Source organism: Phenylobacterium sp. (genome assembly GCF_035569475.1).
Classification (GTDB): domain Bacteria; phylum Pseudomonadota; class Alphaproteobacteria; order Caulobacterales; family Caulobacteraceae; genus Phenylobacterium.
This window is the reverse complement of record NZ_DATMNA010000025.1, coordinates 1-12,813: the sequence shown is the minus strand read 5'-3', so window position 1 is coordinate 12,813 and position 12,813 is coordinate 1. Positions and strand designations below refer to the sequence as shown.

General features: G+C 69.4%; 9 protein-coding genes, 1 tRNA gene and 1 pseudogene. 2 read left to right on the top strand and 9 right to left on the bottom strand.

What is annotated here, in order from left to right:
* Positions 1-15 precede the first annotated feature (15 nt).
* The 4 genes from VNW53_RS03880 to VNW53_RS03865 form a co-directional block, all read right to left on the bottom strand.
* A complete protein-coding gene (locus VNW53_RS03880) occupies positions 16-1,557 on the bottom strand; it encodes a sensor histidine kinase (protein WP_325553763.1) in 1,542 nt (513 codons plus the stop codon).
* Positions 1,554-2,285, bottom strand: coding sequence for a response regulator (locus VNW53_RS03875; RefSeq protein ID WP_325553762.1), 732 nt, complete (start codon positions 2,283-2,285; stop codon positions 1,554-1,556). The genes VNW53_RS03880 and VNW53_RS03875 overlap by 4 nt, the downstream gene beginning before the upstream one ends.
* A 184-nt stretch (positions 2,286-2,469) precedes the next feature.
* Positions 2,470-3,033, bottom strand: a complete 564-nt coding sequence (locus VNW53_RS03870; protein ID WP_325553761.1) for a Spy/CpxP family protein refolding chaperone — start codon at positions 3,031-3,033, stop codon at positions 2,470-2,472.
* A gap of 155 nt (positions 3,034-3,188) precedes the next feature.
* Entirely contained in the window at positions 3,189-3,998 is an 810-nt protein-coding gene (locus tag VNW53_RS03865) for an EF-hand domain-containing protein (protein ID WP_325553760.1), read from the bottom strand.
* A 303-nt stretch (positions 3,999-4,301) separates the two neighbouring features.
* Here VNW53_RS03865 and VNW53_RS03860 point away from each other — a divergent pair, with 303 nt between their 5' ends.
* Entirely contained in the window at positions 4,302-7,493 is a 3,192-nt protein-coding gene (locus VNW53_RS03860) for an autotransporter outer membrane beta-barrel domain-containing protein (protein WP_325553759.1), read from the top strand.
* Positions 7,494-7,569: 76 nt separating this feature from the next.
* On the opposite strand, the gene VNW53_RS03855 is transcribed toward VNW53_RS03860, so the two are convergent.
* The 4 genes from VNW53_RS03855 to dnaK form a co-directional block, all read right to left on the bottom strand.
* Positions 7,570-7,818, bottom strand: coding sequence for a hypothetical protein (locus VNW53_RS03855; RefSeq protein WP_325553757.1), 249 nt, complete (start codon positions 7,816-7,818; stop codon positions 7,570-7,572).
* A 125-nt stretch (positions 7,819-7,943) separates the two neighbouring features.
* Positions 7,944-8,020, bottom strand: a tRNA-Arg gene (locus tag VNW53_RS03850).
* Positions 8,021-8,100: 80 nt separating this feature from the next.
* A complete protein-coding gene (gene dnaJ / locus VNW53_RS03845; RefSeq protein ID WP_325553755.1) occupies positions 8,101-9,255 on the bottom strand; it encodes a molecular chaperone DnaJ in 1,155 nt (384 codons plus the stop codon).
* Positions 9,256-9,433: 178 nt separating this feature from the next.
* Complete coding sequence (dnaK, locus tag VNW53_RS03840) at positions 9,434-11,356, bottom strand: molecular chaperone DnaK (RefSeq protein WP_325553753.1); 1,923 nt, start codon at positions 11,354-11,356, stop codon at positions 9,434-9,436.
* Positions 11,357-11,723: 367 nt separating this feature from the next.
* On the opposite strand from dnaK, the gene VNW53_RS03835 reads away from it, so the two are divergent.
* Positions 11,724-12,584, top strand: a complete 861-nt coding sequence (locus tag VNW53_RS03835; RefSeq protein WP_325553752.1) for a dienelactone hydrolase family protein — start codon at positions 11,724-11,726, stop codon at positions 12,582-12,584.
* Positions 12,585-12,673: 89 nt separating this feature from the next.
* On the opposite strand, the pseudogene VNW53_RS03830 reads toward VNW53_RS03835, so the two are convergent.
* Positions 12,674-12,813 (bottom strand): annotated as a pseudogene (locus VNW53_RS03830) (IS5/IS1182 family transposase); the annotation flags it as partial.

The window sequence follows — 12,813 nt, the reverse complement described above, 5'->3', positions numbered from 1 at the left end:
CCGCATCCTGCACGCCTAGGCGGCGGCCGGCAGGGTGACGATCGCGGTCGTGCCGCCGGGCTCCGACATCAGCTCCACGTCGCCGCCGTGCGCGCGGGCGGTGGAGCGCGCGATCGGCAGGCCCAGGCCGACCCCGCCGTTGTCCAGGTTGCGTGAGGCGTCGGTGCGATAGAAGGGCTGGAACACCCGGCCCAGTTCGTCGGGCGACAGCCCCGGGCCCGCGTCGGCGATCTCGACCACCGCCGCGCCTTCGGCCTGGCGCACGTGGATGCGCGCCTCGCCGCCGTACTTCACCGCATTGTCCACCAGGTTGGAGAACAGGCGCTGCAGGGCGACGGGATCGCCGTCCACGGTCACCGGCGCGCCGTCGATGATCTCCACCTGGCCGCCGACCATCGCCGCGTCGTCCACGACGCACTCGATCAGCGAGAGCAGGTCGAGCCGCTCGCGGCGGCGCGGCTGACCTTCGTCGCGGATGAAGGCGAGCACCCCGCCGATCATCTGCTCCATCTGCTCCACGTCGGAGAGCACCGAGGCCTTCAGGCGCGGCGGCGCGGCCTCCAGCTTGAAGCGGATCCGCGCCAGCGGCGTGCGCAGGTCGTGGGAGATGGCGCCCACCATGGCGGTGCGGTCGAGGATGTAGCGCTTCAGCCGCGCCTGCATCTCGTTGAAGGCGTGGGCTGCGGCGCCCACCTCGGCGGGCCCCTTGAGCGTCATCTGCGGGGCGTGCGGATCGCGCCCGAGGGTCTCAGCGGCCTCGGCGAAGCGCTTCAGGGGCGCGGAGATGCGGCGCGAGAACAGGTAACCGGCCGAGGCGACCAGCAGGAAGCCGCCCAGCAGCCAGGCCGAGGCCTGCATCTGCCAGGCCGAGGGAAAGGCCTCCGGCGTGGAGCGCACGACCGTCCAGCTCCCGTCGGGCCGCTGCACGGCTGCGGAAAAATCGCCGAAGATCGGCATCTCCGGGCCGCCGCCAAACCGCCGGCCATGGCCCCAGCCGTGCAGGTATTCGGCGAGCGCGCCCGGCGCGGGGTCAGGGCCACCGCCCGCCGCGCGCGGCGCCTGGGCGCCCGGCGGGTCCGCCGGCCCCGCCTCGGAGGCGGCGCGGTCCATCTCGAACGGGGAGGCGCCCATGGGGCCGCCGCGGTCCGGTCCGCGCTGCGCCGGCGCGCCGCTGAAGGCGCGGCGAAGGCGCCAGAGCGGCGAGGCGTTCTGCTCCTCCAGCCGCACCCGGGCCTCCGGCTCGCCCAGGATGCGGGCGAGCGCCAGCAGGGTCCGCTCGTGCTCGCGGTGCGGCGCCACCAGCTCCGCGGGCAGGCCGGCGGCGACCGTGCGCGTCATCGGGCGGCCGAAGCGGGTCTTCAGCGGACCGCCGCGGATGGCGGCGGCCACGTCGGCCACCCGGTAGACCGGCGGCCGCGGCGGCGGGATGAACAGGATGACGCCGAAACTGATCGCCTGGGCGACCAGCAGGCTCGCCACCAGCAGGATGACCAGTTGCAGGCTGATCGGCGCCCGCGGCCACGCGCGGCGCGGCGTCGCCGGGGCGGCGTCCGTCACGCCCGTGTCACCTTGGCGTCGAAGAGATAGCCGGCGCCGCGATAGGTCTTGATGATCTCGCCCTCGACACAGGCGTGGAGCTTGCGGCGCAGGCGGCTGATCTGCACGTCCACCGCGCGGTCGAACACCTCGGTCTGGGCGCCGCGGGCCTGTTCCAGGAGCTGGTCGCGGGACAGGATCCGCTGGGGGTTCTCCAAAAACACGCTGAGCAGGGAGAACTCCCCGCCGGTGAGCAGGATAGTGGTGCCGTTGGGCGCGCGGAGCTGGCGGCGCAGGGTGTCCACCACGAATCCCTGGAAATGATAGGTTTTGCCGCGCCGAGGCGCGCCGCCGCGCACCTCGTCGAGCCGGCGGAACACCGCGCGGACCCGCGCCAGCAGCTCGCGCGGGCTGCACGGCTTGGGCAGGTAGTCGTCGGCGCCCAGCTCCAGGCCCAGCACCCGGTCGACCTCGTCGCCCATGGCGCTGACCATGACGATCGCCGGGCCGCCGGTCTCCGACAGGCGCCGGCAGATCGACAGGCCGTCTTCGCCCGGCAGCATGACGTCGAGCACGATCAGGTCGATGGGGGCCGCGGCCAGGGCCGCCTCCATCGAGGTTGCATCGTTGGCGGCGTGCAGGTGGTAGCCGTGCTCCTGCAGATAGCCGACCACCTGTTCGCGCAGTTGCGAGTCGTCGTCGACGACCAGGATGTGACGAGCCGGGAGGACGCTGGCTTGACTGTTCATGGCCTTTCCTCCCTGAGGATTGTGGCGCCGCAACAACGACGACGCCACAATCCTTCGAAGGCCTGAGCGCGCGTCAGGGTGAAGCGGAAGCCGGTTTACCCGTCCGACGCGCTCTAAATCGTTGAAGACAGGCCGTTTGCTTGTCCGGCTCGGGTGAACCCGCCCGAACTGGGAAGGGCCTAGGCTACTCGTCGCGGGGCGGCGAACCGCCGGAGCCGCCCATCGGGCCGTGCGGACCGGCGAAGCCGCGGCGCCCGAAGCCCCCGTGTTCATGGCCCCCATGCATCCGCTGCAAGGCGTCGAAGACCTGGCGCTGCTCGGGGCTGAGCGCGGCGTAGAAGGTGCGCAGGGCCTCGGCGCGGCGGTTGTGCAGGGCCTCGCGCTGGGCGTCGCGGCGGGCCATTTCGTCGAGCCGCTGCGGCGTGGTCATGGCCATGGCCGTGGGGGCCTCGCCGGGCGGGCCGCGGCGTTCGCCCGGCTCGCCGGGGCCGCCGGGCCGCTCGTGCGACTGGAGGAAGGCGGCGAGCGCCGGCTCCTGGTCGGGCCGCAGGCGCAGGATGGTGCGCAGGTCGGCGGCGCGCTGGCGCTCGTGCGCCTCGCGCATCTGCCGCATTCGCGCGTGGATCTGGTCCGGGGTCGGGCGCTGGCCGCGGGAGTCGTCCTGAGCCCAGGCGGCGGGCGCCGCGATGGAGGCCGCGCCCAGCGCGGCGAGGGCCGTAAGGGCGGCTTGGCGGAGGATGGGTCGCATGAGGTCTTCCGTGAGTTGGTCCCGCCGCTTGATCGCACGGCGGCCGTCCAGCGGAATTTCGGGGGGCGAGACAGCCAGGAAACGCCTGCGCAACAGTGTGGCGCGGCGCGTTGGGCGACGGTGGGAGCCCGTTCTAGGCTCCGTCCGCGTCGGCGTCAGGCGACGACGGTCGACTGGGCCTGGGCCTGGGCGCTTTGCGTCCCGCCGCGATGGTGCGCGGCGCGGAAGGCGTCGATGCCGGCGCTTAGTTCGGAAGCGCTGAGCTGGCCGTCCCCGTTGGTGTCCAGCTTGGCGATGGCCGAGCTGAGCGCGTCGGCCGAGGCCGTGGAGGACGTCGAAGTCGTGGACGACGACGATGTCGACGAAGTCGAAGAGGTCGAAGAGGTCGAGGACGGGGACGGCGCGCCGAGGGCGTTCTGGATCTCGGCGACGCTTAGCTCACCGTCGCCGTTGGTGTCGGCGGAGCTGAGCAGTTGGCTGGCGAGGTCGGTGCTCGACGGCGGGCCGCCGGCGCCTCCGCCGCCATGGTGGTGGTGGTGATGAGCGGCCTGGGCCTGGGGTCCGCCGCTCGCGTTCTGCGTCGCATTCTGGGCGCTGAGGGCGTTGGCGAGTTCGCCGGCGCTGATCTGGCCGTCGCCGTTGGTGTCGATCTGACTGAACGCCTGGCTGAGCGAGCTCGAGCCCGAGGTGGTGTCCCCGCCGATGGCCTGCTGGACTTCCGACAGGCTGAGGGAGCCGTCGCCGTTGGTGTCCGCCACGCCGATGATCTTGGCGGCTATGCTGGCGCTGCTGGACGGCGCTTCCTGCGCCGAGAGCAGGGAGCTCAGGGTGTCCGACGCGAACTGGGCCGAGCTCAGGGTGGTGGTCTGAGCCGTAGCCGTGGCCGTCGCCGGCGCCGCAGGAGTCGCGGCGGCGGACCCCGGCAGGTTTTGCCCGGCGGCCGATTGCTGTTGCTGGAGGAGCATGCTCAGCAGGCGTTGCGCCTCACTGCCTCCGTAAGCTGTTGGAGTTGAAGGTATTTGCATCTAAGCCTCGCATGAGGTTTCTGGAACGCGCGGCCGCCTCCGGCGATCTCGGAGTTGCCCCGCGGCCTAAGCTCTGCAAATTTCGGGGAAATTGGACGATCGGCCGATTGTTTCGGCCTGTGATGCAAGAGTGAAACGAACAAGGCGACGCGGGCCCGCCGAACCTGATAATCCGACAGCCCGGGTCATTCGCTGGACACAATCATGCTCAATCGATCGATCCGTCGTGAGGGATCAAAGTTGATGACTGGGTATTTTTCGCCGGATGCCGCCCGGGACCTTGCCCAGGGACCTTCAGACGGGTCGCGGCGCAGCGGCGCGCTTGCGCGTATCCTGCTGGCCGGGCCGGCCATGGTCAGCGCCTCGGCCCTGCTCTGGGCCGTCCCGGCGCTCGCCCAGACCACGCCTTCGACGACGATCAGCAGCAACACCGCAACGCCGGTGAAGACCTCGACGGCGGGCGACGTGACCATCAATTCGGGCGCCTCCATCAAGCCGCCCTCCGGCGTGGCGGTGACCATCGACAGCAGCAACTCGCTGACCAACAACGGCGTGATCATGTTCCAGAACCTGGACAACGTGACCGGCGTGCTGGCCAACGGCGGGAACGCCGGCTTCATCACCAACAACGGCACCATCGAGGTGGACGACACCTCCACGACGACCACCGACTCCAACGGCATCGTGCACGGCCCGTTCGCCAACGGGACCAACCGCTTCGGCATCCGCGTCGTCGGGCCCGGCGCCTTCACCGGCGACATCTCGAACGGCTCGATCGGCAACATCACCATCAAGGGCGACAACTCCGCGGCGATGTCGATCGAGGCCAACCTCGTCGGCGCACTGAGCAACCTCGGCACCATCTCGGTCGCCGGGACCAACAGCTTCGGCATCCGCACCACCGGCTCGGTGAGCGGCGCCGTGACCTTGAGCGGCACCCTCACCGCCGCGGGCCAGGGCGTCCAGGGCGCGAACTTCGGCGGCGATATCGGCGGACAGCTATTGATCAACGGCGCGATCAGCTCGACCGGCTACCGCTACACCACCCGCTCCACCGACCCCACGTTCCTCGGCCACCTGGCGGCGGACGACCTGCTGCAGGGCGGCTCGGCGGTGACCGTGGGCGGCAGCGTCGCCCAGGGCATCCTGGTGGACGCGATCACCACCACCGACAGCACCACGGGCCTTACGAGCACCGTCGCCGGTTCGATCACCTCCTTCGGCCAGGCGCCGGCCCTCGTGGTCGGCGGAGCGTCCGGCCGCAACATCACGCTGGGCAACGTCGGGACCACGACCGACGCCTTCGGCATCGAGATCAAGGGCTCGGTGCTCGGCAGCGGGGTCTACGACGGCGTCTCGGCGACCGGCATGCAGCTCGGCGTGACCGGCGGCGGCACGGTGAACACCACCGGCGGCGTCCGCATCGTGGGCTCCGTCGGCGCGTCCTCCTACGCCGCCAGTTCGACGGCGATCACCATGAACGGCGTCATTGCGCCGGTGTTCCGCAACGAGGGCGCCATCGCCTCGGTGATGAATTCCGACGCCGCGGGCGCGGCCTCCACGGGCGTGGCCATCGGCGCCGGCTCGAACGTCTCGGTCTATCAGAACGCCGGCACCCTGACCGCCTCCGTGGCGGGCCAGAAGGCCGACGTCATCGCCCTGGTCGACCACTCGGGCACGATCAGCGACGTCGAGAACATCGGCACCATCAGCGCCACGCGCACCCTGTCGACGGCCGGCGCGCCGGTCACCGGCAAGAACGTCGCCCTGGACCTGTCGGCCAACACCACGGGCGTGCGCCTGCTGCAAGACGCGCCCAGCGGCGACACCCTCGTGCCGAGCATCACCGGCTCGGTCCTGCTGGGCTCCGGCGCCGACCAGGTGCAGATCCTGGCCGGCACGCTCACCGGCAACCTGGACCTGGGCGCCGGGGCCAACAGCCTGACGATCGACAACGGCGCGTCGGTGAAGGGCAACCTGGACGCCGCCGGCGGCACCGTGGCGCTGGCCGTCAACAACGGCACCCTGCAGATCAACGACACCAGCCACCTGAAGCTGACCAGCCTGAACCTGGGCTCCACCTCCACGCTGATCGTCACCGCCGATCCCAACGCCGGCCAGGCCACCAACCTCAACGTGGCCGGAACCGCCACCCTGGCCAGCGGCGCCAAGATCGGCGTGCGCCTGGCCTCGATCCTGCCGGGCACGTCCACCTTCACCCTGATCCAGGCGACCCAGCTCAACGCCGGGACGGTGGATTCCAGCCTGCTCGGGACCACGCCCTTCCTCTACACCACCAACCTGACGACCAACGCCGCGGCCGGCACGGTCAACGCGACCCTGACGCTCAAGACCGCCGCGCAGCTCGGCCTGCCGTCCACGACGGCGGCGGCCTACAACCCGCTGATCGCCAACATCGTCAAGGACGCCGGCCTGGAGGGCGCCCTCCTGGCCCAGACCAGCCGCAGCGGCCTGATCAATCTCTACAACCAGTTGATGCCCAACCACTCGGGCAGCCTGTTCAACACCATCGCCGCCAACGTCAGCGCCTTCGCCCGGCCGCTCGACGACCGGCAGGATCCCCAGGGCGGCGGCTTCTGGATGCAGGAGACCAACGCCGGGGTGTTCGCCAAGGGCCAGACCGACGATCCGGGCTACAAGGCCTGGAGCTTCGGCGTGGTGGCCGGCTACGAGGTGCCCAGGACGCCCCTGGGCATCCTGGGGGTCACCTTCGGCGGGGGCACCAACGCGGTCTATCCGGACAACGTCGATTCCGCCGAGGACCTGCACGCCAACCTGATCGACGCCGGCGTCTACTGGCGGATGACCAAGGGGGCCTTCTCGGCCAATATGCGGGTCGGCGCCGACTACGCGCAGATCTCCAGCGTCCGGGTGGTCGAGGTGCTGGGCGGCGACGGCCTGGCCGTGAACCGGGTCGCCAACGGCCACTGGTCGGCCTTTGGCGTCAACGCCCGCGCCGCGGCCAGCTACGAGGCCCATGTCGGCCGCAACCTGTACATCCGCCCGCAGGGCAACATCGAATACATGCGCCTGGCGGAAGGCTCCTATACCGAGACCGGCGGCGGCGACGGCATGGACCTTTCGGTGGCCTCGCGCACCTCCTCGCGCCTGACGACCTTCGCCGGCGTGGCCGTGGGCGCGCTCTATGGGCCGGACAAGTCCTGGGGGCCGGAAGCCCTGGTGGGCTACAAGGCCGTCGTCAGCGATGTGCTGGGCACCACCACCGCGCGGTTCGTCGCCGGCGGCGACGCCTTCACCCTGCGCGCCGACGACATCTCCGGTCAGGGAGCGGTGGCGCACTTCTCGTTGAAGGGCGAGAACGGCTCCGGCGGCTTCGCGCTGGAAACCGGCGCCGAGGCTCGCAGCGGGCTGAACATCTACGACCTGCGCCTGGCGGGCCACATCCAGTTCTAGAACCCGTCAGGCGATCGACCGGGGCCGGTCCGGCCGCGGTGTCGGCCCGCGCCGGCGAGGCGCGGGCCCTTCGCCGTTACGGCTTCTGGCCGCGGCCGCTGTCGTCCGTCTGGCTCGCGCCGCCGGAGCCGCTGCGCGCGCCCTGGCCGGCGTTCTGTTGACCCGCCTGACCGCCCTGGCCGGAGCCTTGGCCGCTTTGGCCGCCCTGCCTGGAGCCCTGGCCCTGCTGGTTCTGCTGCATGGGCTTGGACTGGGTCTTGTCGCCCTGCTGCTGTTGCGGCTGACGGGTGTTGTTGGCGTTGTTGTCTTTTTGGTCGGCGCCCATGGTCCTGTCTCCTTTGATTGGCTTCGGGGGAAGCCTGGAGCCAACCCACCAGACGCGGGCCTTGTTCCTATGTCGTGAAATCGACCCGCCAGGACGCCGCTTGGAACCTAAGCCATTGAAACCGCTGGCGCACCCGACACGATTCGAACGTGTGACCTTTGCCTTCGGAGGGCAACGCTCTATCCAGCTGAGCTACGGGTGCTTGTTCCAGCGGAGGCTTCCTCTAGCGGAAAGCCCCGCGCGCCGCAAACCTTCCCTCCCCGAATCGGGGAGGGACGGCCCCTAACCCTTGACGCTGTCCCAGAAGGTCTTGGCCTTGCCGGTGAAGCTGGCGTTCTTGGGATGCTGCTGCTCGCTGCACAGGCCGGCGAATTCGCGCAGCAGCTCCTTCTGGCGGGCGGTGAGCTTGGCCGGGGTCTCGACGAACAGCTCGACCACCAGGTCGCCGCGGTCGCGCGAGCGCAGGGAAGGCATGCCGCGGCCCTTCAGCCGCACGGTCTTGCCGGTCTGGGAAGCTTCCGGGACCTTGACCGAGATCTTGCAGTTGCCGTCGCAGTTCTCTCCGCCCAGCAGGCAAGGCGCCTCGATCTCGCCGCCCAGGGCGGCGATGGCCATCGGCACGGGCACGGTGCAGAGCAGGTCCAGGCCGTCGCGCTCGAACAGTTCGTGCGGCCGCACCGAGACGAAGATGTAGAGGTCGCCGCGCGGCCCGCCCCGGGAGCCCGCGTCGCCCTCGCCGGAAAGCCGAATCCGGGCGCCGTCGTCGACGCCGGCCGGGATGCGGACCGATAGCACGCGCTCGCGGCGCACCTGGCCCATGCCGTGGCAGTCGGCGCAGGGGTCGAGCACCAGGCGGCCCGATCCGCCGCAGCGCGGGCAGGCGCGCTCGATGGAGAAGAAGCCCTGGGTGGCGCGCACCCGGCCCGCCCCGCCGCAGGCGTTGCAGGTCGTGGGGCTGGTGCCGGGCTTGGCGCCGGAGCCCTCGCAGGTCTCGCAGGTCAGGGCGGCGGGAATCTTCACCTCCACCTCGGAACCGGCGTAGGCCTGCTCCAGGGTGATCTCCAGGTCGTAGCGCAGGTCCTGGCCACGGGTCGGGCCGGAGCGCTGCGGGCCGCCGCGGCGGCCGCCGAACATGTCGCCGAAGACGTCGCCGAACACCTCGTTGAAGATGTCGCCCACGTCGTGGAACTGGGCGCCGCCCGGACCGCCGCCGGCCCCGTTCACGCCCGCATGGCCGAAGCGGTCATAGGCCGCGCGCTTCTGCGGGTCGGACAGGACCGAATAGGCCTCGTTGATTTCCTTGAACCGGCCGGAGGCGTCCTCGCAACCGCCGTTGCGGTCGGGATGGTGCTCCATCGCCAGCTTGCGGAACGACGCCTTCAGCGCGCCCGCGTCGCAGCTACGCTCGACACCGAGGATTTCGTAATAGTCGCGCATCAAACCGCCGGACGCATGGTGATTAGCTCTTGGGAAGGTGGGAAAACCCCCGCCCGGCTACAAGACCTTTCGATCGAGCGGGCGGGGGTCCCTTGTCGCGCAGAAGCGGCGGCGACGTCCCCAGTGGCCATGTCTTCGCAAAGGACGCCGAAGCTCGCCATGGGGCAGGTTGTCACGTTCACTTCTTGTGATCGTCGCCGTCGACTTCTTCGAACTCGGCGTCGACCACGTCCTCGCCGCCGTGGCCCGCCGCATGGGCGGCGTCCGCGTCGGAGGCCGGGCCTTCGCCGGTGTCCTGCTGGGCCTTGTACATGGCCTCGCCCAGCTTCATCGACGCCTGGATCAGGGTCTGGGTCTTGGCCGAGATGGCCTCGGCGTCGCCCCCGTCCACCACGCCCTTCAGGTCGTCGAGGGCGGTCTGGATCGCGGCCTTCTCGTCCACGCTCACCTTGTCGCCGTGTTCGGCCAGGGCCTTTTCGGTGGAGTGGATCACCGCGTCGGCCTGGTTCTTGGCCTCCACGGCGGCCTTGCGCTTCTCGTCGTCGGCCTTGTTGGACTCGGCTTCCTTGACCATGGCGTCGATGTCCTTGTCCGAAAGGCCGCCGTTGGCCTGGATGCGGATCGACTGTTCCTTGCTGGTCGCCTTGTCGCGGGCGGAGACGTTGACGATGCCGTTGGCGTCGATGTCGAAGGTCACCTCGACCTGCGGCACGCCGCGCGGCGCGGGCGGCAGACCCACCAGGTCGAACTGGCCCAGCATCTTGTTGTCCGCCGCCATCGGCCGTTCGCCCTGGAACACCCGGATGGTCACCGCCGACTGGTTGTCGTCGGCCGTCGAGAAGGTCTGGCTGCGCTTGGTCGGGATGGTGGTGTTGCGCTCGATCAGGGGGGTGAAGACCCCGCCCAGCGTCTCGATGCCCAGGGTCAGGGGCGTCACGTCCAGCAGCAGCACGTCCTTGACGTCGCCTTGCAGCACGCCCGCCTGCACCGCCGCGCCCAGCGCCACGACTTCGTCGGGGTTCACGCCGGTGTGCGGCTCGCGGCCGAAGAAGGCCTTCACGGTCTCGATGACCTTGGGCATGCGGGTCATGCCGCCGACCAGGATCACCTCGTCGATGTCGGACTTCTTCAGCCCGGCGTCCTTCAGCGCCTGGTCGCAGGGGCCGATGGTCTTGGCCACCAGGTCCTCGACCAGGGCTTCCAGCTTGGCGCGGCTGAGCTTGATGTTCAGGTGCAGCGGGCCGTTGGCGTTCATCGAGATGAACGGCAGGTTCAGCTCGTACTGGGCCGTAAAGGAGAGCTCCTTCTTGGCCTTTTCCGCCTCTTCCTTCAGGCGCTGCAGGGCCAGCTTGTCCTTGCGCAGGTCGACCGAGTTCTCCTTCTTGAACTCGTCGGCCAGGAAATCGACGATCCGCAGGTCGAAGTCCTCGCCGCCCAGGAAGGTGTCGCCGTTGGTCGACTTCACCTCGAAGACGCCGTCGCCGATCTCCAGGATCGAGACGTCGAAGGTGCCGCCGCCCAGATCGTAGACGGCGATCTTCTTGCCGTCGTTCTTCTCAAGCCCGTAGGCGAGCGCCGCGGCGGTCGGCTCATTGATGATCCGCAGGACCTCGAGGCCGGCGATCTTGCCGGCGTCCTTGGTCGCCTGACGCTGGGCGTCATTGAAATAGGCCGGGACGGTGATGACCGCCTTTTCGACCTTCTCGCCGAGATGCTGCTCGGCGGCTTCCTTCATCTTCTGCAGGATGAAGGCCGAGACCTGCTGGGGCGAATAGTCCTTGCCCTGGGCCTTCACCCAGGCGTCGCCGTTCGGCCCCTTGACGATCTCGTAGGGCACCATGCCCTTGTCCTTCTCCACCATCGGGTCGCTGTAGTTGCGGCCGATCAGGCGCTTGATGGCGAAGAGGGTGTTGGAGGGGTTGGTCACCGCCTGGCGCTTGGCCGGCTGGCCCACCAGGCGCTCACCGTCTTCCAGGAAGGCGACGACGGACGGGGTGGTGCGCGCGCCTTCAGCATTTTCGATCACCTTCGGCGTCTTGCCATCCATGATGGCGACGCACGAATTGGTCGTGCCGAGGTCGATACCGATAATCTTGCTCATTGAGAGTCTAGCTCGCTCCTTGTTGGCGGACGCAACGGGGAAGCCTTCTAGTGAAGCGCCTCGGTCTTGCAACGTCCCCGGTTCGATCAGATCTACGCCCGGCTCCGCCGCAGAAGTTTACTCGCGGGGAACCCGGCGCCGCCAGCCGATATGGGGAAACTGGACGCGCCCGCAAGGGTGAAAGTCTCCAATTGCGCCAAGCACATGAGTCAATTGCTAAGCTTCGGCGGCGTGAAGGCGGGACCTGCGCGGCCCGCCCGTCGCCCCGCAGCCCGGCTGTTTGCGTACGCTGTCACTTTTTGACTCCCTGTGTCCTGGCGCCGCAGTGTCAGCATAACAACAACAATTACCCGTTACGGAGGCATCCTTGGTTACTCTCACCCGCGCCGAAGGCACCTGGACCGGCGACCTGGACCTGACGCGGCGCTCGATCGCGCTGGCTCTGGCCGGCGGCTACGCCGTCGCGGCCTATTCCGCCGACGCCGAGACCATCACCACCGACGAGACCGGCCTGGTCACCACGACCGTCGAAATCCAGGCCGCCGACCGCAAGATCCCCGGCTACCTGGCCCGGCCCGCCGCCAAGGGAAAACACCCCGTGATCTTCGTCAATTCCGAGGTGTTCGGGGTCCACGAGTGGGTGAAGGACATCTGCCGCCGCCTGGCCAAGGCCGGCTATGTGGCCCTGGCCCCGGACCTCTTCGTCCGCACGGGCGACCCGTCGAAGACCACCGACATGAAGGTCGTCATGGACATCGTGCGGGCCCAGCCGGAGGCGCAGGTGCTCGGCGACACCACCGCCTCGCTCAAGTACCTGGCCGCCCAGCCGTTCGCCGACATGAAGCGCCTGGGCGCCACCGGCTTCTGCTGGGGCGGCGGCGCGGTCTGGCGCGACTGCGAGGTGTTCCCGGAGTTCAAGGCGGGCGTCGCCTGGTACGGGCCGCTGAAGGCCGGCCCCTACCCGCGCACCGCGCCGATCGACGGCGTGAAGGACCTGAAGTGCCCGGTGCTGGGCCTCTATGGCGGCCAGGACAAGGGCATCTCCGCCAAGGACGTCGAGGACATGCGCGCGGCGCTCAAGGCGGCCGGCAAGACCGCCGAGATCGTGGTCTATCCGGACGCCCAGCACGGCTTCCTGGCCGACTATCGGACCAGCTACGACGCCAAGGCCTCGGCCGACGGCTGGGCCAAGATGCTGGCCTTCTTCAAGGCGCACGGCGTGGCCTGACCGGCTCCCCGGCGGCGCGCCGCGATCTAGACCCTGTAGCTGGAGCCCTTCTTGTCCACTCAGGTTGATTCACCCTGAGTGGAAGGGCTCTAGGTCGTGGACTCATAAGCTCTGAGCCAGAGTCGAGTTGAGGCGAGGAGCACGGCGGCAAGGAAGTTCCTGGCGAGCTTGTCGAAGCGCGTGGCGACACGGCGGAAGTGCTTGAGTTTGCAGAAGTAGCGCTCGACGA

What these genes read in the sequence shown, in the direction of transcription:
- VNW53_RS03875 (WP_325553762.1), bottom strand. Translation starts at nt 2,285, where the DNA reads ATGAACAGTCAAGCCAGCGTCCTCCCGGCTCGTCACATCCTGGTCGTC.
- VNW53_RS03870 (WP_325553761.1), bottom strand. Translation starts at nt 3,033, where the DNA reads ATGCGACCCATCCTCCGCCAAGCCGCCCTTACGGCCCTCGCCGCGCTG.
- VNW53_RS03865 (WP_325553760.1), bottom strand. Translation starts at nt 3,998, where the DNA reads ATGCTCCTCCAGCAACAGCAATCGGCCGCCGGGCAAAACCTGCCGGGG.
- VNW53_RS03860 (WP_325553759.1), top strand. Translation starts at nt 4,302, where the DNA reads ATGACTGGGTATTTTTCGCCGGATGCCGCCCGGGACCTTGCCCAGGGA.
- VNW53_RS03855 (WP_325553757.1), bottom strand. Translation starts at nt 7,818, where the DNA reads ATGGGCGCCGACCAAAAAGACAACAACGCCAACAACACCCGTCAGCCG.
- dnaJ (WP_325553755.1), bottom strand. Translation starts at nt 9,255, where the DNA reads ATGCGCGACTATTACGAAATCCTCGGTGTCGAGCGTAGCTGCGACGCG.
- dnaK (WP_325553753.1), bottom strand. Translation starts at nt 11,356, where the DNA reads ATGAGCAAGATTATCGGTATCGACCTCGGCACGACCAATTCGTGCGTC.